Here is a 19,477-nt window from a genome sequence, read left to right on the forward strand (position 1 = left end):
CGGCTGTGGGCTAGAGCGCCGCGACGCGCACGCCGAAGACGTCGCGCAGCGCGCGCCGGGCGGCGTGCCACCCGCCCATGCCGTGCACGCCGGGGCCGGGCGGGGTCGACGCCGAGCAGAGGTAGACGCCCCCGGCCACGCGGTAGGGGTTCGCGCGCAGGGTCGGGCGGGAGACCATCTGCCACATCGTCGCGGCGCCGGCGGAGATGTCCCCGCCGACGTAGTTCTGGTTGTGCTCCGCCATGGCGGCGGCGGGGATCGCCCGGCTGGCCACGACGACGTCGCGGAACCCCGGCGCGAAGCGCTCGACCTGCGCGGTGACGGTCTCCGTGACGTCCACGTCGGAGCCCGCGGGCACGTGCGTGTACGCCCACAGGGGCCGCAGCGCGCCCGTCCCGGAGACGACCCGGCGGGACGGGTCCGTAACCGTGGGATCGCTGACCAGGCACACGGGACGCTCGGCGTGCCGGCCCGCGGCGACCTCGTTCTCCGCCGCGGCCATCTCCGCCCGGGTGCCGCCCACGTGCACCGTGCCGGCGCGGCCCACCTCCGGGTCCGCCCACGGCACCGGGCCGGACAGCACGTAGTCCACCTTGGCGGCCGCGTTCCCGTGGCGGAACGCCCCCAGGGCGCGGCGCAGGCCCGGCGGGACGGCGGGGCCCAGCACGTCGAGCAGCGTGCGGGGCGTCGTGTCGAACAGGACGGCGCGCGCGGCGGGCAGGTCCGCCGGGGTGCGCACCCGGTGGCCCGTCACGACCGTGCCGCCGTGCGCCTCCAGGTCCGCGACGAGCGCCGCCACGATCGCCCCGGACCCGCCGCGGGGCACCGGCCAGCCGCCGTCGAACCCGCGAGGTCGAGGCGAGCGCCCGAGGTCGAGGTCGGGGGCATCGACCTCGAGCGCCTCGCCTCGACCTCGGCGCGCGGGGGTGGCGTGGGCGAGTGCGCCGAGCAGCAGCGAGGTGCCGGCGCCGGACAGCGACGGCAGCCGGGTGATGGTGTGCGCCGCCACGCCGGTGAGCAGCGCGGGTGCCGCCTCGCCGGAGAACCGGCCGTCCCAGGCCGCCGTGCCCTGCTCCGCGAGGCCGAGGCCGAACCGGGCGGCGGCGAGCGTCGCGCGCACGGGGTCGGCGCCGTCGAGCACCCCGGGCGGCACCGACCGGCGGTCGCCCAGCGCGACCGCGACCACGGCCTCCCACCGCGCTGCCAGCGGGCCGAGCAGGGAGCGCCACGCCGCGCCGTCGGGCCCGAGGCGCTCGGCCGTGCGCTCCAGGTCGCGGTACGCGACGGCGGCCCGCCCGCCGGGCAGCGGCTGCGCGTAGGACACCTCGGGGGTGAGGAGCTCGACGCCGTGCGCCCGCAGGTCGAACGCGCGGAAGAACGGCGACGCCCACGCCATCGGGTGCACCGCCGAGCACAGGTCGTGCGCGACGCCGGCGGGCAGGCCCGCGGCCAGGTCGCCGTCGTCGCCGGGAGCGAGCGTCCGGGCGCCGCCGCCGACGGTCTCGTTCGCCTCCAGGACCGTCACCGACAGCCCTGCGCGGGCGAGCGTCACCGCGGCCGCGAGCCCGTTGGGCCCCGAGCCGACCACGACGGCGTCCAGCATGCTGCCTCCCCCGGCCGCCGCGGGCGCCCTCGGGATGGGATCTCCCTACCGTGACGACGTGGGTGCGCGCACTGTCCGGCCGATACGACGCAGCCTAGTCTCGGCGTCATGACCAGCACGGACGCCGGCCCGCCTCGTCGTCGGGATGCTCGCCGTGGCCCGGGGCACGATGTTCCTCGTGGCCCGCTGTTCCTCGTGGACCGTGCCGTCGCGAGCACGACGACGCAGCACGAGTCGTACGCGGCGGTCGGCACCGTCGAGCTGGTCGCGGACGGCGACGTCGTCGCGTCCGGCGTCACCGGGGAGCGGAGCTGCGATCGAGCAACGGCGACGTCGCGTACCTGATGCGCTGATGCGGGGCCGGGGCTCCGCCGCGCGGCGGATATCGTCGTCTGCCATGGGGATCTTCTCGCGCCGGACGCCGGCCTCACCTGGCCCCGTGGAGCCGTTCGAGCTGCTGGTCGACACCGTCTTCGCCGTCCCGACGCGGGGCCACGTGCTCACCGGCACCGTGACGTCCGGGCGGGTGCGCACCGGTCAGCCCGCGGTGCTGCACCTGCCGACGGGTGAGCACGCCGTGACCGTCACCCGGATCGACGTGCGGCGCCGCAAGGCCGACGACGCCGAGGCCGGCACCGAGGCCGCCGTCTACCTCGGTGGGCTGGGGCGCGGCGCGCTGCCCGTCGTCCCCGGCGGCGACGGGAGCCTGATCGACGCCGAGAGCGTCCGGGGCTGCCGCCTCGTCTCGACGCCGTAGCCGCGCCCGACCCGTCAGAGCCGGTCGGCCAGCGCGACGAGGGTCTCGGTGACGCCGTCGTCCACCTTGAGCGTGGCGAGCGGGTCCCCGCGCGTCTCGCCGCGGTTGACGATGACCACCGGCTTGTCGGCCTTGGCCGCGTGCCGCACGAACCGCAGGCCGCTCATCACGGTGAGCGACGTGCCGGCCACGAGCAGCGCGTCGGCGTCGTCCACCAGGGCGTACGCGCGCTGCACCCGCTCGCGCGGCACGTTCTCGCCGAAGTACACGATCTCGGGCTTGAGCACGCCGCCGCAGAACTCGCAGGCCGCGGGCACGAAGTGGCTGGTCTGCTCGATGACGGCGTCCGCGTCGGGTGCGGTCTCGATGTCCGCGACCGTGGCGCCGTCGTCGAGGACCGACTCCACGAAGCCCGGGTTGAGCGCGTCGAGCCGCTCCGCGAGGTGCGCGCGGCTGATGACGCGCCCGCAGCTCAGGCAGATGACGCGGTCGTAGCGGCCGTGCAGGTCGATGACGTGGCGCGAGCCCGCGTCCTCGTGGAGCAGGTCCACGTTCTGCGTGATGACGCCGCGCACCAGCCCGCGCTCCTCCAGCCGCGCGAGCGCCCGGTGCCCCGCGTTCGGCTCCGTGCGGTGCACCACCTGCCAGCCCACGTGGTTGCGCGCCCAGTAGTGGCGGCGGAACGCCTCGTCGGCCACGAACTGCTGGTACGTCATCGGCGCGCGCTTCGGCGAGTCCGGGCTGCGGTAGTCCGGGATGCCCGAGTCCGTGGACACGCCCGCGCCCGTGAGCGCGGTGACCGTGCGGCCCTGGAGCAGGCGGACCGCGTCGTCGATCGTGCCGTGGTGCACGACGGCGTCGGGCGGGAGCTCCCACCGCCGGTCCTGGTACGTCGGGGCGAGCGGACGGGGCACGGGTTGCACGCCTTCGAGCGTACGTCGCGACGGCCGGCGCCACCGATCCCCGCGAGGTAGTACCCACCTCCGCGAGGTAGTACGCACCACCGCGAGGTAGTACGAATCTCCGCGAGGTAGTACTACCTCGGCGAATCTTGTACTACCTCGCGGCAGCTCGTACTACCTCGGCGAGATGCGTACCACCTCGTGGTCAGCTGGTGGTGGTCGACGACGACTGGTCGGTGACGGTGTCCTGGTCGCCCTGGGTGCCGGTCGAGCCGTCCTGGTCCTGGCCCGGTCCGCCCTGGCCACCGGCGGGCCCGCCGCCCATGCCGCCCGCGGGGGCCTCGCCCGCGGTGGCGGTGCCGGCCTCCGTGCCGTCGGTGGTGAGCGTGTACGTGTCGCCGTCCGTGATCTCCGGGCCGGTGTAGACGACCGACTGCGCCGTCTTCGACAGCGTGATCGCCGCGACCTCGGTCCCGTCGGCGTCCACGACCGCCACCTCGGTGCCGGCCTCGAGCGTGGCGTCGGCGGTCAGCGCCACCCAGCCCTGCGTCGAGCCCTCGTCGAAGGCCTCGGCCATGCCCGACGACCCGACCGCCAGCACCGTGCCGCCCGAGACCGTGCTGCCGCCCGCGGAGTCGAGCGCGCCGTTGCCGCCGTTCGTCGGACCCTCGACGACGACGTCGCCGCCGCTGACCACGGTGACGCCGTTGGAGTCCAGGCCGTCGCCCTCGGCGTCCACGTGCAGCGTGCCGCCCGTGATCGTCAGCGACGCACCGTCCTGGACCTCTCCCATGCCGCCGCCCCCGCCGCCCTGGTGCATCCCGCCGTCGGCGGGCGGCGCGCCGGTCGGCATCTCGCCGTCCGCCGGGGGCTCCGGCTGCGCCTGCTGGTCGTCCGTCGTCGTGCCGTCCGTCGTGCCGTCCGTGGTGTCGTCGGCCGAGGTGTCTCCGGTGGTCGTGTCGTCCTCCGCCTCCTTGACGGTCGCGTTGAGCCCGTCGTCGGTGGACGTGATGTCGGTGTCGCCGCCGGAGACGGCGACGGTCGCGGCCTCGATGCCCTCCTCGGAGCCGGTCACGGTGAGCGTGCCGTCGGTGATCGCGACGTCGGTGAAGCCCTGCACGCCGTCGGACCCGGCCTGGACGGTGACGTCGCCGCCGGTGAGCGCGACGTACCCGGCGGTGGCGTCGTCGTCGGCGTCGGACTTCAGCCCGTCGCCGCCGGCGGTGACGTCGACCGTGCCGCCGGAGACGACGAGGTAGTCCTTGCCGCGGATCGCGTCGTCGGAGGCCTGGACGCTGATGTCGCCGGACGCGATCACGAGCCCGTCCTTGCCGGTGATGCCGTCGTTCGCGTTCCCGACGACGTCCAGCGCGCCGCCGCCGGAGATCGCCAGGTCCGCGGTGGAGTACAGCGCGGCGTTGGCCGCGTTGTCCGACGTCGTGTCGGCGTACTCCGCGGCGTCCTCGAGACGGTTCGTGGAGCCGTCGGCGAGGACGACCGACACCTGGTCGGCGTCCTGCACGTCGATCGCCGCGCCGGTGGAGCTGGTGACGTCCGCGCCGTCGAGCACGAGGCGCACGACGCCGTCGGCCGACAAGTCGACCACGACCTGGCCGTCGTCGAGCGTGCCGGAGACGCGGTACGTGCCCGGCTCGGTGATGGTCACCGTCGACCCGTCGACGGTGACGCCGTCGCCGGAGGCCGACGCCGACACCGAGGCAGAGTCCCCGTCGAGCGTCACGGCGACCTCGTCGTCCGTGTCCCACGTCGCGTCGGCGAGGGCGGCGGTCTCCTCGGACGACAGGTTCTCCGCGAGGACGTCCTGAGCGGACCGGCCGGAGTTGTCCGTCGCGGAGACCTGGGCGGCGGTGGTGCCGGAGCCGTCCGACGCGGCGGACGTCGAGCCGGCGCTGCACGCGGCGAGCGCGCCGACGGTCAGCGTGCCGGCGGCGGCGAGCGCCACGGCTCGGGTCGAGAGAGCACGGTTCCACAGGGTCTTCTTCGGGCGGGGGAGATGCATGGTTCGGGTCCTCTTCGCTGGTGGGGAGCTGGGGGAGGCGGTGGGCGGAGCGGGGGCGGGGTCAGGCGACGCCGAGCCGCTCGCGCCGCAGGCGGCGCCAGGGGTGGTCGGGGAGGTCGGGCCGCAGGGTGGCGAGCCCGGTCGCGTACTTGGAGATGCGGTCAGGGCGGTGGCCGCCGCGCCAGAGGGCGCGGTCGGCGGACGACGGCGCGGTGCCGGCCTTGGTCTCGACGACGACGAGGTTTCCGACGTCGGCGGTGCCGCCTCGGTCGGCCCCGTCGGGCCCGGCGAGCCGCCATCGCAGGCCGGTGTCGAGGGTGACGCGGGCGTCGGGGAGCAGCACGGTGGTGCGCCGGTAGGCGGACCGCAGCACGGGGGCGAGCTGCGCCGACGGGGGCGCGGTGAGACGGGCGGCGGCGAGCCGGTCGTCGACGAAGTCGAGGCCCTCTCCGGCCAGCGGGGTCGCGGGCTCCCACGGGCGGCGCTCCTTCACCGTGACGCCGCGGGCCGCGCGCGTCTTGACCTCGAGGAACGTGGCGTTCCCCGTGTCGACGTAGGTGCGGGTGCGGACCTTGAACCGCCGGCGACGGCGGCGCGCGGCCAGCCGGAAGGTCAGCAGGTCGGCCGTGTCGTAGTACGTCGAGGCGTACGTGAACGACCGGTCGCCGTCGATCTCGAGCACGCGCGGGCCGTGCGCGGCCAGCGTGGAGAGCAGCGCCGCGACCTCGTCGGGGGTGAGCACGTACTTGCGGTCGACGCGGGTCTGGAGGGCGGCGGTGGCGTCGAGCTCCTCGAGGGTGACGGGCGCGGCGCCGGCCAGTCCGCGGGCGACGACGGTCTCGGCGGTCACCGGGTCACCGCCAGCGCGTCGTCCCGGACGGCGACCGACCGGGCGGGCCGGCCGCCGTCGCGCGGCAGGTCGTACCGCACCTCGACGCGCGTCGTGTCGTCGGCGAGGTCGATCTCCTGCACGGACACGGACCGCACGCGGGCACCCAGCAGGGTCTCGAGGTGGGCGGTGAGCTCGGCGCGGTCGACGACGGCGCGGTCGAGGACGATCGTCTGCGAGCCGTGCCGCGCCAGGAGCCGCGGGTGGTCCGCGACGGCCATGACGACGAGGATCAGCGCGGACCCGGCGACGCCGAGCCGGCCGGCCGACGTGCCCAGCCCGCCCAGCAGTCCCAGCGCGAGCGCGGCGAAGTAGTACGCCACCTCGCGCTGCGACAGCTCGTCGGACCGCAGCCGGATGATCGACAGCACGCCGAACAGCCCGAGCCCGAGGCCCGCGGCGACCGAGGTCGACGCGAGCACGGCCGACACCGCGAGCACGCCGACGTTGACGCCGAGGTAGGCGACCACGAGGTCGCGGCGGCGGTGCCGGGGGAAGTAGAGGGCGAACGTCAGGATCGACACGGCGACGAGGTCGACGGCGTACAGGGCTGCGGGAGGCATGCGGGCTCCGGGAGGTCGGGGACCGGTCGTGGTCCGTGGGTGGGGAGGACACCCAGTGGACACCTCGCGCTCAGGTGGGCACTGGGGGCGTCCTGGGGATCCGCTGCGAGGGATGGACGGTCGCTGGGAACGCCGCTGAGCAGGCCCGACATGCGGGCATTCGCCGGGCGTGCTGATCATCAGGGCGTGACGCAGCAGACAGGACGACGCCGGCTCGCGGCCGCCGGCCTCGCGCTCGTCGTCACGTTCGTGGCCCTGCTGGCCGGGACGGGGTGCGTCGCCAGCCGGCAGGAGCCCGGCCAGGCGACGGCGGCGGTGGCGGACGCGCTCGCGGAGGCCGGTTCCGCGGGGGAGACGGCGCGGATCGCCGTCGGCCTGCTCGACGAGGGCCGGGTCACCGGACCCGTCGCCGACACGGTGCTGCTGGACCAGCTGCGCGTGCTGGACGACGCCGAGTCGGCGCTCACGACCCTGGTGCCGCCCGACGCGGCGACGGCGGCGCGTCGGTCCACCGGGCTGGACGCCGTGGGCGACGTCTCGGACGCCGTCGTCGCGGCGCGCTCCTGGGTGGCCGTACGGTCCGGGGGAGACCTCGCCGGCGCCGACGGCGTCCCCTCGTCGTCCGACGACCTCCTCGTCGAGCTCGCGACTGCCCTCGACGCGACCGACGCCGCCCTGGCCGAGGCGGGCGGGCCGTGAAGAAGCTGCTCGCCGCCGCGCTCGGCATCCTCACCGCCATCGGCGGGTTCGTCGACATCGGGGACCTGGTGACCAACGCCGTCGTCGGGTCCCGGTTCGGCATGTCGCTCGCGTGGGTGGTGGTGCTCGGCGTGGTCGGCATCGTGCTGTTCGCGAGCATGTCCGGGCGGGTCGCGGCGGTGAGCGGTCGCGCCACCTTCGAGATCGTCCGCGAGCGGCTCGGGCCGAGGGCCGCGGGCGCGAACCTCCTCGCGTCGTTCGCCATCAACCTGCTCACGCTCACCGCGGAGGTCGGGGGCATCGCGCTCGCCCTGCACCTGGCGAGCAGCGTGGAGCCGCGCCTGTGGATCCCGGTCGCGGCGCTCGCGGTGTGGCTCGTGCTGTGGCGCGTGAAGTTCCAGGTCATGGAGAACGTCGCCGGCCTCATGGGGCTGCTGCTCGTGGGGTTCGCGATCGCGCTGTTCCAGCTGGGTCCGGACTGGGGCGAGCTGCTGCGCCAGGCCGTGCCGCCATCGCCGCCGGGCACCGAGCACCCGGCGTCGTACTGGTACTACGCGGTCGCGTTGTTCGGCGCGGCGATGACGCCGTACGAGGTGTTCTTCTTCTCGTCCGGCGCCGTCGAGGAGCGGTGGACCGCCAAGGACCTCGGCACCAACCGGCTCAACGTGCTGCTCGGATTCCCCCTGGGCGGCCTGTTGTCGCTCGCCATCGCGGCGTGCGCCGCCGTCGTGCTGCTGCCCGCGGGCATCGAGGTCTCGTCGCTGTCGCAGATCGTGCTGCCGGTCGCGCAGGCGGGCGGGGTCCTGCTGCTCGCCGTCGTCGTCCTGGGGATCGTGGCCGCCACGTTCGGCGCCGCCTTGGAGACTGCGTTGTCCAGCGGGTACACGCTGGCCCAGTACCTGGGCTGGTCGTGGGGCAAGTTCCGCCGGCCGGCGCGGGCGGCGCGCTTCCACCTCACGATGATCGTGGCGCTGCTGCTCGCCGCCGGGATCCTCATGACGAGCGTGGACCCGGTGGCGGTGACCGAGATGTCGGTGGTGTTCTCCGCCGTCGCGCTGCCGCTCACGTACGTGCCGATCCTCGTCGTGGCCAACGACCCGGGGTACATGGGCGAGCACGTCAACGGGCGGGTGGTCAACGCGCTGGGCACGGTGTACCTGGTGATCGTGGTCGTCGCGGCGGTCGCGGCGATCCCCCTGATGATCGCGACGGGAGCGGGCTCATGACCGGCGACGCGCGGGAACGGATCGTCGACGCCCGCCTGCACCTGCTCGGCCGGCAGGTGCTGGACGCGGACGGCGAGCCCGTGGGGGCGGTGGACGACCTGGCCCTGGCGGGGCCGGAGGGTGCCGGGGCCGAGGCCGGCCGGGAGGCGCACATCGACGCGATCCTCGTGGGCCCGGTGCTGGCGACACGGCTCTTCGGCGGCCGGGTGCCCGACAGCCGGCTGCCGCGCATCGCGTGGGACGACGTCGGGCACGTCGGGACGGCGGTCGAGCTCACCGTGCCCTCGGACCGGCTCGACGCCGTCTGGGTGGAGCGCTGGGTCCGCGACCGGCTGATCGCGCGCATCCCCGGCGGCCGGCACGACCCGGAGGCCGAGGAATGAACGTCGGCGACCTCCTCGACGCGCGCGTGCTGGGGCCGGACGGCGCGGCCCTGGGCGTGGTCGTCGACGTCCGCCTGGCGCTCGAGGTCGTGGACGAGCCCGAGGGCGGACCGGGGGCGGGGGAGGACCGCGAGGAGGCCGGGCACGACGCCCCGCTGAGCGCGCACGCGCGTCGCGACGCCGTGGGCGGCGCCCGCCTGGTCGGGCTGCTGGTCGGGCCGCGCGGGGCCGGGTCGTTCCACGGGTACGAGCGCACGGACGTGCGGTCGCCGTGGCCGATCCCGCAGCTCGTGCGCCGACGTCACCGCGGCACCTTCCTCGTGCGGTGGGAGGACGTCGCATCCGTCGAGGCGGACCCGTCGGCCGACCCGTCGGCCGACGACGCGAAACCGCGCCTGCGCCTCGCGCCGGGCTACGACGAACTGCCGGCGGGCCTGGGATGACCCGTGGGTGGGGCCGGGGCGCCGGCGCCGTCCGCGACGCCTGGGCGCGGCACCCCCGCTGGTCGCTCGCGGTCCGGGGGGCGGTCGCGGCGGCGCTCGCGTGGCTGGTCGGGGTGGTCGCGCCCGCGCCGTTCTCCGAGTACCCGTACTACGCCCCGCTGGGGGCCGTGATCGCCACGACGAGCACGCTCGCCCGGTCGGTGCGCGAGTCGGTGCAGAGCGTGGGGGCGCTGCTGCTCGGCGCCGCCATCGCCCTCGCCGTCGACAGCGTGCTGATGCCCGGCGTCCTGTCGGTGGCGCTGGTGGTGGGCCTGGCGCTGCTCTGCGCGGGCTGGCGGGTGTTCGGCGGGCAGGGAGCGTGGGTGGCGAACGCGGCGATCTTCGTCCTCGTCCTCGGCCAGGGGGAGGACGTCGAGTACGTGGGCGCCTTCGCCGGCCTCGTGGTCGTGGGGGCGGCGATCGGGACGGGCGTCAACATCCTGCTGCCCCCGCTGCTGCTCACGCCGTCGGGCCTGGCGCTCGGTGCGCTGCGCGACGCGCTCGTGGAGCAGCTCGACGACCTGGCGGGCTGGCTCGACGACGAGGGGCTGCTCGACGTGGAGGAGTGGGAGGGACGACGGCGCGCCCTGTTCCCGGTGACCGACGTCGCGCGCTCGGCGGTCGCGCGCTCGGGGGAGGCCTCGCGCGGCAACCCGCGCGCCCGGCGGCACGGCGAGCGCGCCCGGTCGCAGGCCCGGGAGGCGGAGGTGCTGGGGACGGCGGCCGAGGCGGTCGACGAGATCGTCCGGCTGCTGGTCGGCTGGGAGGGCAGCGGGCGGGACGACGTCGCGCTCGGCCCGCGGCTGCGCCCCGAGCTCGCGACGGCGCTGCGCTCCTTCGCCGATGCCCTGCGCATGCCGGAGGACGACGTGGCGCACACCGGCGACCCCGGCGCGGCGTTCGCGCGGTCGCTCGACCGGCTCCGGGACGTGGTGCGCGAGTCGCGGGAGCGCACGGGCGACGACCACTTCGTGGCCGGCGCGCTCGTCGTCGTGCTGCGCCGCGCCGCCGACGTGCTCGCGGCCTGAGCGCTCACCTGCCACGACGCCTCTCGCCTGCGGGCACGGGCTGCCGGTGCCACGGTGTGCGGCATGCGGGTCGTCGTGGTGGGTCAGACCGGGAACGTCGGGACGGCGCTGCTGCGCGCGCTGGCAGACGAGCCGGAGGTGACGTCCCTGCTGGGCGTGGCGCGTCGGCTGCCGGACCGCACGGCCGAGCCGTACCGGCACGCGGAGTGGGCGGCCGTGGACCTCGCGGGCGACGACGACGCGGTCGTCGCGCAGCTCACGGGGCTGTTCCGCGGCGCCGACGCCGTCGTGCACCTCGCCTGGCTGATCCAGCCGAACCGCGACCGGGACCTGCTGCGCACCGTCAACGTGGGGGGCACCCGCCGGGTGGCGCGCGCCGTCGTCGCCGCCGGCGTGCCGCACCTGGTCGTCGCGTCGTCCGTCGGCGTGTACTCGCCCGTGGACGACGACGAGCCGCGCTCCGAGGACTGGCCCGCCGACGGCGTCCCGACCTCGCACTACAGCGTCGACAAGGCCGCGCAGGAGGACGTGCTGGACGAGCTCGAGCGCGCGCACCCGGAGGTCACCGTCGCGCGGCTGCGCACCGCGCTCGTCTTCCAGGGCGACGCGGGCGCGGAGGTGACCCGGCTGTTCGTCGGGAGGGTCCTGCCCGTGGGCCTGCTGCGCCTCGGCCGGCCGCCGCTGCTGCCGCTGCCCGCCGGGCTGCGGCTCCAGGCCGTGCACGGCGACGACGCCGCGGACGCCTACCGGCGCGTGCTGCTGCGTCGTGCGGGCGGCGCGTTCAACGTGGCCGCCGACGACCTGCTGCGCGGCGCCGACGTCGCGCGGCTCGTGGACCACGGGCGCCTGGTCGAGGTGCCGCCCGCTGCGGTGCGCGCGGCGGTGTCGCTCGGCCACGCGGCGCGTGTCGTCGCCGCCGACCCGGGCTGGGTGGACATGGCCATGGGCGCCCCCGTGATGGACACGACGCGGGCGGTCACGGAGCTCGGCTGGCGGGCGCGGACGTCGGCGGGCGACGCGCTCCAGGAGGTCGTGGCGGGGATGGCCGAGGGGCGGGGCCTGGGCTCCGCGCCGCTGCGCCCGTCGGCCACCCGGCCCGCCGGCGCGTCCACTCTGCCTTTGCGCGGCCCGCACCCGGCGGTGCCGCCGCAGGTCGACCGGGAGCTCCTCGGCCTGTACCTGTCGGACCACCTCACCGGCGCCACGGCGGGCCTCGGCCGGATCGAGCGGATGGTGGGTGACTACGCCGACCTGCCGCTGCACGCCGAGCTGGTCGAGGTGGCGGAGCAGATCCGGGCCGAGCGCGAGCTGTACGTGCGGCTCCTGCAGGAGCTCGGTCTCCCGCGGCGGCGCCACCGCCAGCTCCTGGCTGGCGTCGCCGAGCGGGTCGGCCGGCTCAAGCTCAACGGCCGGGTGGTAGAGCGGTCGCCGATGTCCGTGGTGCTGGAGACGGAGCTCATGCGGTCCGCCGTCGTGGGCAAGCTGGGCGGCTGGCAGACCCTGGAGGAGCACGCCGGCGAGCTCGGCCTCGACCGCGCCCAGTTCCGCGAGCTCGCCGAGCGCGCGCAGCGGCAGCTCGCCATCCTCGACCGCCTGCACGAGTACGCGCGCCGGCGCGCCTTCCGAAACGGCGAGGCCGCGTCGGTCTGATGCCTCCGCGCTGACGCCTACGCGCCGGTGGCCCAGGGGTCCAGCACGACCTTGATGCAGCCGTCCTCCTTGCGCTGGAAGGCGCGGTACCCCTCCGGCGCCTCCTCGAGCGGGAGGCGGTGCGTGCGCAGGTCGAGCACGCCGAGCGGGTCGGCAGGGTCGGCGACGAGGGGCAGCAGGTCGTTGGTCCATCGGCGCACGTTCGCCTGGCCTGTGCGGATCGTGAGCTGCTTGTCGAAGATCTGCATCAGCGGCAGCGGGTCCTTCGCGCCGCCGTAGACGCCCGACAGCGACACCGTGCCGCCGCGCCGCACCAGGGCGCACGCGGCGAGGAGCGCGGCCAGCCGGTCGGCGCCGCCCTTCTCCGTGAGCGGGGCGGCGAGGACGTCGGGCAGCAGGCCCACGAGCTTCTGCGTCGTCTCGGCCAGGGGCGAGCCGTGCGCCTCCATCCCGACGGCGTCGACCACCGCGTCGGGTCCCCGTCCGTCGGTGAGGTCGCGCACCGCCGTGCGCACGCCGCGCTCCCCCGGGTCGAACGTGATGACGCCGTGCCGCTGCGCCATGAGGCGCCGTGCGGGCACCGGGTCGACGCCGACCACCGTGCTCGCCCCGCGGTGCAGGGCGACACGGGCCGCCATCTGGCCGATGGGCCCGAGCCCCAGCACGACGACGCTGCCGCCCTCCGGCACGTCCGCGTACTCCACCGCCTGCCACGCGGTGGGCAGGACGTCGGACAGGTAGAGCCAGCGCTCGTCGGGCGTGCCGTCGTCGGGCACCACGACCGGGCCGTAGTGGGCCTGCGGCACGCGCAGGTACTGCGCCTGTCCGCCCGGCACCTGCCCGTACAGCCGCGTGTACCCGAAGAGGGCCGCGCCCTTGCCATGGTCGCGGACCTGCGTCGTCTCGCACTGGCTCTGCAGGCCGCGCTCGCACATCCAGCAGCGCCCGCAGGCTATGCCGAACGGCACCACGACGCGGTCGCCGACGGCGAGGTGTCCGACGTCGTCTCCGACCTCCTCGACGACGCCCATCGCCTCGTGCCCCAGCACGTCACCGGCGTCGAGGAACATCCCGAGCACGCCGTACAAGTGCAGGTCGGAGCCGCAGATCGCGGTGGAGGTCACGCGGACGACGGCGTCCGTCGGCTCCTGGACGCGGGGGTCCGGGACGTCCTCGACGCTGACGTGCTCCTTGCCCTGCCAGGTCAGTGCGCGCACCGCTGCGTCCTTCCGCCGTCGGGGCCCGTGCCCCTCGGCCGGCGAGCTGCTGCACCGACGCCGCCAGTGAATCACCGGGACGGGCTGCTCACCCGTCAGGGGGAACCGGGTGCCGCGCTGCTGGACATCCGGCCCGCGGCGACCGCGGACGGCCCCCGCACCGTCGATGGTGCACGCTCCGCGGACATGGTCGCCACCCGGCGGGGGCGTCGTCCGGAGCACCCGCGCTGTTCACCCGCTCGGAAGCGGGCTACGGTCGAGGGGAGTCATGAGGCGGCTCGATCTCCAGCGGAGCGATCCGCCACGACGAGAGGATCCACATGACCGACACGACTTCATGGGACATCGAGGGCACCCTGGCCCTCGGTACCAGCCATCCAGTCGGCCGGTACCGGCACGACCTGTCCACCGGCCTGTGGTGGTGGTCGGACGAGACCTACCGCATCCACGGCTTCGAGCCGGGGGAGATCGTCCCCACCACCGAGCTCATCCTGGCGCACAAGCACCCCGACGACCGGGCGCGGGTGAGCCAGGTCCTCCGTCACGCCTGCGCGACCGGCGAGCCGTTCAGCAGCGTGCACCGCATCATGGACGCGCACGGCGAGGAGCGGACCCTCGCGGTCGTGGGCGAGGGCCGCACCGACGCCGCGGGCGCGGTCTGCGAGCTGGTCGGCTACTTCACCGACGTCACCCCCGCGGTCGCGCGCATCGCCGACGTGCGGGCGACGGCGAGCATCCGGGCGTCCGCCGCCCACCGCGCGACGATCGAGCAGGCCAAGGGCGTCGTCATGTGCGCGCTCCGCACCGACCTCGAGGGCGCGTTCGACTGGCTCCGCGAGGCCTCCAACCACTCCAACCTGCCGCTGCGGGAGATCTCGGCGCGCATCGTGGCGCTCGCGGCCGACGGCAACGGCGACATGCGCCAGGTCGCCGAGACGATGGCCGACCTGCTCCAGAACCGCTCCGAGCGCCGCACGCGATAGCCGCGCTCACCCGGCCCCGGGGACGTGCCGGGGCTCCCGCATCGCCTGCGCGACGTGGCCTCCGAGGTACCCGCCCGCGCCGACCGCGCCCATGCCGGCCAGGCTGAGCAGCGTGCCGAGCACGGTGCGGCCGCGACGCCGGGCCCGCCACGAGGCGAGCGCCAGCAGGGTGCCGACGCCGTTGCACGTCGCGTGCACGGCGGCGACGCGGCGCGCGGGGACGCTGAGCGCGCGATAGTCCGCCAGCCCCGTCAGGGCCGTCGGCGGCGCGGCGAGCAACCCCAGGCCCACCAGACGGCGGGCGGCGTCCGCGTGCCCGTGCGGGCGGGTGAGGTCGAGAGCGACCGCGCTCGCCCACAGCCCGATCGGCAGGTCGGTGAGCACGCTGTGCACGGGATGGCCGACGGAGCGGCCGCGGAGCTCGTCGCGCGCCCGGCCCGGCGCGGGCACGACGGTGCGCGAGATGCGGTCGTACAGGTCCGCCAGAGGGTCGAGGCGCTCCGCTCTCTCGAGCTCGGCGGCGAGCCTCGGCAGGGGCTGGTCGGCGGGCGGCTCGGCGTGCCGGTGCGCGGGCATCGTGCCTCCTGGATCGCGTGCGTCCGTCGCGTGCGTCGGGCGAGGCGCCCCTCCTCGACGCCACCACTCGACCCTAGGGCGGGCGCCGGCTGCTCGCCGCTGCGGCCCCCGGATGCGGGGAGCGCCGACCCGCCCGAGGGTGGGACGACGTGTCGAGACCGACCCGAGACCGAGCCCGAGGAGGACCAGGATGAGCGAGCACCCCACCGAGCGGGACCGCGCGGAGGAGGACGACCCGCGCCACCAGGCCGAGCGCGAGCGGGCGGCGCACGACCGCGGCGACGGCAAGGCCGCCGACGTCGGCGCCGTCCCCGGCGAGCAGCCCAAGGACGACCCGGACGAGGAGGGCGAGGACCGCTTCGACGCGGGGTGAGGTGGCCGTCCGCGCGCGGCGGCGCTAGCGTGGAGGCCCGGCGTCAGGAAGCGGCACCGACCCTCCCTACTCGGAGGTCACGATGACGACGACAACTCCCGCCGGCACCGACCACCTCGTCTCCGCGCTCGCGGTCGGCACCCACCTGCTCACCGGCTCCTACCGGGCCGAGGCGGGCACGGGACGCTGGTGGTGGTCCGACGAGGTCGACGCGATGCTCGGCCACGAGCCCGGCGCGCTCGAGCCCGGCCCGGAGACCCTCGAGGCCAAGCTGCACCCGGACGATCGCGATCGCGTGGTGCACGACGCCGCACGCGCGCTCGGCTCCGGCGGTCCGGTCGTGACGGCCCGGCGCGTCGTCGACGCCCACGGCCGCACGCGCACCCTGCTGGTCACGGCGCAGGCACGACGCCCCCGCGGCGACGGGCCGCCCGAGGTGGCGGGGTACGTCGTCGACGTCACGCCGGTGCAGCGCGAGGCGGTGCAGCGCGACGTGCGCCGCGCCCTCGACAGCGCCTTCGTCTCGGCCGCCTCGATCGAGCGCGCCAAGGGCGTCCTCATGGCCGTGCACGGCGTGGACGAGGACGCGGCGGAGAGCATGCTCACCGAGGCGGCGGGCGCGACGGGCGCCACGCTGCGCGAGGCCGCCACCCAGATGATGGCGCAGCTCGCCGCGGGCGAGGGCTTCGGCCGTCTCGCCAAGCAGGGCGTCAAGGACGCCCTCGCCGCCGTGCAGCCCGCCAAGCGGCCGCACGTGCACGAGGCGCAGCTCGCGCGCCGTCGTGCTGCGTGACGGCTGGCCGCGCGACCACGGACCCGACGGCCGACCCACGACCCGAGGAGGACAGCATGGCCGACGACCAGCAATCGTTCCCCGCCCAGCAGCAGGAGCCGCCGGGCCTCACCGGCGCGATGACGCCGGTCCCGGACCACGGTGAGCAGAGCTACCGCGGCTCCGGCAAGCTCGACGGGCTCCGCGCCCTGGTGACCGGCGGGGACTCCGGGATCGGCCGGGCCGTGGCGATCGCGTTCGCGCGCGAGGGCGCGGACGTCGCGATCGGGTACCTGCCGGAGGAAGAGGAGGACGCGCAGGAGACGGCGCGCTGGGTGCGCGAGGCGGGTCGAAAGGCCGCGCTGCTGCCGGGCGACCTCACCGACGAGACGACGGCACGCGGCCTGCCCGACCGGGCGGTCGACGAGCTCGGCGGGCTCGACCTCCTCGTGAACAACGCCGGCTTCCAGATGGCGCGGCGCGACTCCGTCGAGGACATCACCACCGACGAGATCGACCGGGTGCTGAAGACCAACCTGTACGCGCTGCTGTGGGTCACGCAGGCGGCGCTGAAGCACCTGGGCGAGGGGTCGAGCATCATCAACAACTCGTCGATCCAGGCGTACGAGCCGTCGTCGTCGCTGCTCGACTACGCGTCGACCAAGGCGGCCATCAACAACATCACGGTGAACCTTGCGGGCGAGCTCGGGGCGCGCGGCATCCGCGTGAACGCCGTCGCCCCGGGCCCGATCTGGACTCCGCTGCAGCCGGCCACGCAGCCGGAGGAGAAGGTGCAGAAGTTCGGCCAGGACACGCCGCTCGGCCGCGCCGGGCAGCCTGCGGAGGTCGCGCCGGCGTTCGTGTTCCTCGCCTCCCCGCGCGACGCGAGCTACGTCTCGGCGACCGTCGTCGGCGTCACGGGCGGCAAGCCGGTGTTCTGAGCGGGACGTGTGACGTCGTGGCGCTGGACGTGCCGGACGGGCCGGTCACGCTCGACGACGTCCCCCGGCTGCGGTCGCTGGGGGACGTCGTCGAGCTGCTCGCCGTCGCGACGCCGCTGTACGTGCGGTTCAGCGCCGGGCCGGTGGCCGACGCCGCCGCCGAGAGCAGGGACCACGAGAGCGGGTGCCTGCTGCCGGGCCTGAGCGTGAACCCCCTGGACCCGGAGCCGTGGTGGGACCGCCCCGTGGAGCACTGGGTGGCGCGGCAGCTGTGCCAGTACGCGCACCTCATGACGCCGCAGCGGTTCCCGTGGGCGCTCACCGGCGAGGTCGCCGGGCGCGGGCCGGACTGCGAGCCGCTGCTGGTCGCCGCCGTGCCGGCCGCGTCGATCGACCGCGCCGTCGTGGACGAGGCGGCGGAGCTCTACGCCCGAGTCTTCGACCCGGGCAACGACGGCACCTGAGCCGTCCCACCGCGTCTGACCTGGGGACGAGCTGTGCACAGCCTGGCCACGCCGTGCCGTCCACGCTATTGTGCAGGAGCCCGAACAAATCCTGATCCGGGTGCGCCCGGAGGAAGCAACGAGGCTCCCGATGAGACACCGACCGTCCCCGCGCCGCCACGGCGCCCTCACGCTCGCCGCGGCCGCCGCCGTCGTCGGGCTGACCGCCGGCGGTGCCGCCGCCGCCCCCGCGCCGTCGACCCCGCCCCTTCCCGGCGCCGCGTCCGTGCACGACGCCGACGGCGTCAACGGCTTCAAGACGCCCGCCTACTTCCCGGGTTGGGGCCCGCAGGACGTCGGGTTCGAGGTCGCCGACCTCCAGCGCTCCGGGGCGGTCGAGGACCTGACCCACCTCAACTACGCCTTCGGCAACGTCACGACGGACCTCGTCTGCGACATCACCGACCGCGTCGACCCCGACGAGGGGGCGATCGACCCCGAGACCGGGCTGCCCGAGGGGCACATGGAGGGCGACCCGCTGAACGACTACGTGCAGCTCAAGGGCGCCGGCCAGGCCGTGGACGGCGTGGCCGACGACGCGGACCAGGCGCTGGCGGGCAACTTCAACCAGCTGAAGAAGCTCAAGGCGGCGAACCCCGGCCTCAAGGTGCTGATCTCCCTGGGCGGCTGGACCTGGTCGGACAACTTCTCCGAGGCGGTGAGCAGCCCGGAGAGCCGGCAGCGGCTCGTCGACTCGTGCATCGACCTGTACCTCGACGGGAACCTGCCCGTCGTCGACGACCCGGAGCACGGCACCAAGGGCGGCGACGGCGCCGCGGCCGGCATCTTCGACGGGTTCGACATCGACTGGGAGTGGCCCGTCGTGGGCGGGGAGCACCCGAGCGACCACCCGGAGGCGGACAAGGAGAACTTCCTGGCCTTCGCGGAGCTGCTGCGCGCCGAGCTCGACGCGCGCGGCGCCACCACCGGCGAGGACTACCTCATCACCGGCTTCGCCCCGGCGTCGTGGGCGGGCCGCACCGAGGGCGGGTGGGCCGACCCGCGGCTCGCCGCCGTCGTCGACTTCCTCAACATCCAGGGCTACGACTACGTGGGGCCGTGGCAGGCGGGCAGCACCGGCCACCAGGGCAACCTGCACGAGTACCCCTCGTACGGGGACCCGGACCAGTCGGCGAACTGGGGCCTCGCCGCCGACGGCCTCATGAACGCCTACAAGAACGCCGGGTACCGCGGCGACCAGCTCGTGCTCGGCCTGGCCGCGTACGGGTACGGGTGGAAGGGCGTCGACGACCCGACGCCCGGCGCGCCCGCCAGCGGCGGATCGCTGCCGTTCACGTACTACGCGCAGCTGCAGGACCGGTTCGCCGAGGGCGGCTTCACCGAGCACTACGACGCGCAGGCCGGGCAGAGCTACTACTCCAACGGCGACGAGTGGTGGACGCTCGACACCCCGCGCTCCGTGACGGCCAAGGCCGAGTGGCTCGCCGAGAACGGCTTCGGCGGCGCCTACCTGTGGGACATCGCCGGCGACGCCGACCGCGACCTCAGCTCCGCGCTGGTCCGCACCTTCCAGGCCGCGACGCCCGGCCCGCTCGTCGAGGGCGACGGCGCCGCCCCCTGGTACCCGACCGGCGTCTACCGGACCGGCGACGTCGTCTCGCACGACGGCGTCGAGTACGCCGCGAAGTGGTGGACGCGCGGCGTCGCCCCCGCGTCGGTCGCGGCCACGAAGGACCCGTGGAAGGTCGTCGGCCAGCACGGCGACCACCCCGTCGCCGCCGAGGACTGCGGCCCGGCGTTCGACGACGCCGCCACCTACACCTCGGGCGACGTCGTCTCCCGCGCCGGCGTGAACCACACCGCCCAGTGGTGGACCCGCGGCGAGCTGCCCGGCAGCGACGTCAAGGGTTCCTGGGATGCCGGCGCGCCCTGCGTCTGACGTCTCCGCC

Annotated in this window: 21 protein-coding genes; 14 read left to right on the forward strand and 7 right to left on the reverse strand. The window is 75.4% G+C overall.

Going from position 1 to position 19,477, the window contains the following annotated elements:
• Positions 1 to 10: 10 nt before the first annotated feature.
• On the reverse strand, positions 11 to 1,603 hold the full coding sequence (locus ACQP6G_RS18395; RefSeq protein ID WP_429766464.1) for a phytoene desaturase family protein: 1,593 nt from the start codon (positions 1,601 to 1,603) through the stop codon (positions 11 to 13).
• Between the two features lie 108 nt (positions 1,604 to 1,711).
• Between ACQP6G_RS18395 and ACQP6G_RS18400 the strand changes: the two genes are divergently transcribed.
• Together ACQP6G_RS18400 and ACQP6G_RS18405 are read left to right on the forward strand one after the other, a co-directional pair.
• Positions 1,712 to 1,948, forward strand: a complete 237-nt coding sequence (locus tag ACQP6G_RS18400; protein ID WP_429766465.1) for a hypothetical protein — start codon at positions 1,712 to 1,714, stop codon at positions 1,946 to 1,948.
• Between the two features lie 52 nt (positions 1,949 to 2,000).
• On the forward strand, positions 2,001 to 2,360 hold the full coding sequence (locus ACQP6G_RS18405) for a hypothetical protein (RefSeq protein WP_429766467.1): 360 nt from the start codon (positions 2,001 to 2,003) through the stop codon (positions 2,358 to 2,360).
• A gap of 14 nt (positions 2,361 to 2,374) precedes the next feature.
• Here the strand turns inward: ACQP6G_RS18405 and ACQP6G_RS18410 are convergent, their stop codons facing one another.
• From ACQP6G_RS18410 to ACQP6G_RS18425, 4 genes are all read right to left on the reverse strand, one after another.
• On the reverse strand, positions 2,375 to 3,283 hold the full coding sequence (locus tag ACQP6G_RS18410; protein ID WP_429766468.1) for an NAD-dependent protein deacetylase: 909 nt from the start codon (positions 3,281 to 3,283) through the stop codon (positions 2,375 to 2,377).
• Between the two features lie 184 nt (positions 3,284 to 3,467).
• A complete protein-coding gene (locus tag ACQP6G_RS18415; protein ID WP_429766470.1) occupies positions 3,468 to 5,282 on the reverse strand; it encodes a carbohydrate-binding domain-containing protein in 1,815 nt (604 codons plus the stop codon).
• Positions 5,283 to 5,343: 61 nt separating this feature from the next.
• Positions 5,344 to 6,132, reverse strand: coding sequence for a polyphosphate polymerase domain-containing protein (locus ACQP6G_RS18420; RefSeq protein WP_429766472.1), 789 nt, complete (start codon positions 6,130 to 6,132; stop codon positions 5,344 to 5,346).
• Entirely contained in the window at positions 6,129 to 6,734 is a 606-nt protein-coding gene (locus tag ACQP6G_RS18425; protein WP_429766474.1) for a DUF4956 domain-containing protein, read from the reverse strand. Before ACQP6G_RS18425 ends, ACQP6G_RS18420 begins: the two co-directional genes overlap by 4 nt.
• Before the next feature lie 186 nt (positions 6,735 to 6,920).
• On the opposite strand from ACQP6G_RS18425, the gene ACQP6G_RS18430 reads away from it, so the two are divergent.
• The 6 genes from ACQP6G_RS18430 to ACQP6G_RS18455 all read left to right on the forward strand — a co-directional run bounded on the left by ACQP6G_RS18430 (position 6,921) and on the right by ACQP6G_RS18455 (position 12,202).
• Positions 6,921 to 7,433: a hypothetical protein gene (locus tag ACQP6G_RS18430; RefSeq protein ID WP_429766476.1), complete on the forward strand. Its 513-nt coding sequence runs from the start codon at positions 6,921 to 6,923 to the stop codon at positions 7,431 to 7,433.
• Positions 7,430 to 8,659, forward strand: a complete 1,230-nt coding sequence (locus ACQP6G_RS18435) for an NRAMP family divalent metal transporter (protein ID WP_429766478.1) — start codon at positions 7,430 to 7,432, stop codon at positions 8,657 to 8,659. Before ACQP6G_RS18430 ends, ACQP6G_RS18435 begins: the two co-directional genes overlap by 4 nt.
• Positions 8,656 to 9,042 (forward strand): hypothetical protein, encoded by a 387-nt coding sequence (locus tag ACQP6G_RS18440; protein WP_429766480.1) that lies wholly within the window; start codon positions 8,656 to 8,658, stop codon positions 9,040 to 9,042. The genes ACQP6G_RS18435 and ACQP6G_RS18440 overlap by 4 nt, the downstream gene beginning before the upstream one ends.
• Entirely contained in the window at positions 9,039 to 9,485 is a 447-nt protein-coding gene (locus tag ACQP6G_RS18445) for a hypothetical protein (protein ID WP_429766482.1), read from the forward strand. The genes ACQP6G_RS18440 and ACQP6G_RS18445 overlap by 4 nt, the downstream gene beginning before the upstream one ends.
• Complete coding sequence (locus ACQP6G_RS18450) at positions 9,482 to 10,552, forward strand: aromatic acid exporter family protein (protein ID WP_429766484.1); 1,071 nt, start codon at positions 9,482 to 9,484, stop codon at positions 10,550 to 10,552. Before ACQP6G_RS18445 ends, ACQP6G_RS18450 begins: the two co-directional genes overlap by 4 nt.
• A 63-nt stretch (positions 10,553 to 10,615) precedes the next feature.
• Complete coding sequence (locus ACQP6G_RS18455; RefSeq protein ID WP_429766486.1) at positions 10,616 to 12,202, forward strand: NAD-dependent epimerase/dehydratase family protein; 1,587 nt, start codon at positions 10,616 to 10,618, stop codon at positions 12,200 to 12,202.
• Between the two features lie 17 nt (positions 12,203 to 12,219).
• On the opposite strand, the gene ACQP6G_RS18460 is transcribed toward ACQP6G_RS18455, so the two are convergent.
• Positions 12,220 to 13,419, reverse strand: coding sequence for an alcohol dehydrogenase catalytic domain-containing protein (locus ACQP6G_RS18460; RefSeq protein WP_429766488.1), 1,200 nt, complete (start codon positions 13,417 to 13,419; stop codon positions 12,220 to 12,222).
• 320 nt (positions 13,420 to 13,739) lie between these two features.
• On the opposite strand from ACQP6G_RS18460, the gene ACQP6G_RS18465 reads away from it, so the two are divergent.
• Positions 13,740 to 14,402 carry a PAS and ANTAR domain-containing protein gene (locus ACQP6G_RS18465; RefSeq protein WP_429766490.1) on the forward strand — a complete coding sequence of 221 codons (663 nt, stop codon included), beginning with the start codon at positions 13,740 to 13,742 and terminating at the stop codon, positions 14,400 to 14,402.
• Between the two features lie 6 nt (positions 14,403 to 14,408).
• On the opposite strand, the gene ACQP6G_RS18470 is transcribed toward ACQP6G_RS18465, so the two are convergent.
• Positions 14,409 to 14,978, reverse strand: coding sequence for a DUF2231 domain-containing protein (locus tag ACQP6G_RS18470; RefSeq protein WP_429766492.1), 570 nt, complete (start codon positions 14,976 to 14,978; stop codon positions 14,409 to 14,411).
• 190 nt (positions 14,979 to 15,168) lie between these two features.
• Between ACQP6G_RS18470 and ACQP6G_RS18475 the strand changes: the two genes are divergently transcribed.
• The 5 genes from ACQP6G_RS18475 (at position 15,169) to ACQP6G_RS18495 (ending at position 19,467) form a co-directional block, all read left to right on the forward strand.
• Complete coding sequence (locus ACQP6G_RS18475) at positions 15,169 to 15,351, forward strand: hypothetical protein (protein ID WP_429766494.1); 183 nt, start codon at positions 15,169 to 15,171, stop codon at positions 15,349 to 15,351.
• An 82-nt stretch (positions 15,352 to 15,433) separates the two neighbouring features.
• Positions 15,434 to 16,144 (forward strand): PAS and ANTAR domain-containing protein, encoded by a 711-nt coding sequence (locus tag ACQP6G_RS18480; RefSeq protein WP_429766496.1) that lies wholly within the window; start codon positions 15,434 to 15,436, stop codon positions 16,142 to 16,144.
• A gap of 56 nt (positions 16,145 to 16,200) precedes the next feature.
• The gene (locus ACQP6G_RS18485) at positions 16,201 to 17,064 is read left to right on the forward strand and encodes an SDR family oxidoreductase (protein WP_429766498.1); all 864 of its coding nucleotides are present in this window, start codon (positions 16,201 to 16,203) and stop codon (positions 17,062 to 17,064) included.
• 17 nt (positions 17,065 to 17,081) lie between these two features.
• A complete protein-coding gene (locus ACQP6G_RS18490) occupies positions 17,082 to 17,528 on the forward strand; it encodes a DUF6098 family protein (RefSeq protein WP_429766499.1) in 447 nt (148 codons plus the stop codon).
• 130 nt (positions 17,529 to 17,658) lie between these two features.
• Positions 17,659 to 19,467, forward strand: coding sequence for a glycosyl hydrolase family 18 protein (locus ACQP6G_RS18495; RefSeq protein ID WP_429766501.1), 1,809 nt, complete (start codon positions 17,659 to 17,661; stop codon positions 19,465 to 19,467).
• The last annotated feature ends 10 nt before the right edge of the window (positions 19,468 to 19,477 follow it).

Origin of the sequence: Isoptericola nanjingensis (assembly GCF_050311635.1) — a bacterium.
In the GTDB taxonomy this organism is placed as follows: Bacteria; Actinomycetota; Actinomycetes; order Actinomycetales; family Cellulomonadaceae; genus Isoptericola; species Isoptericola nanjingensis.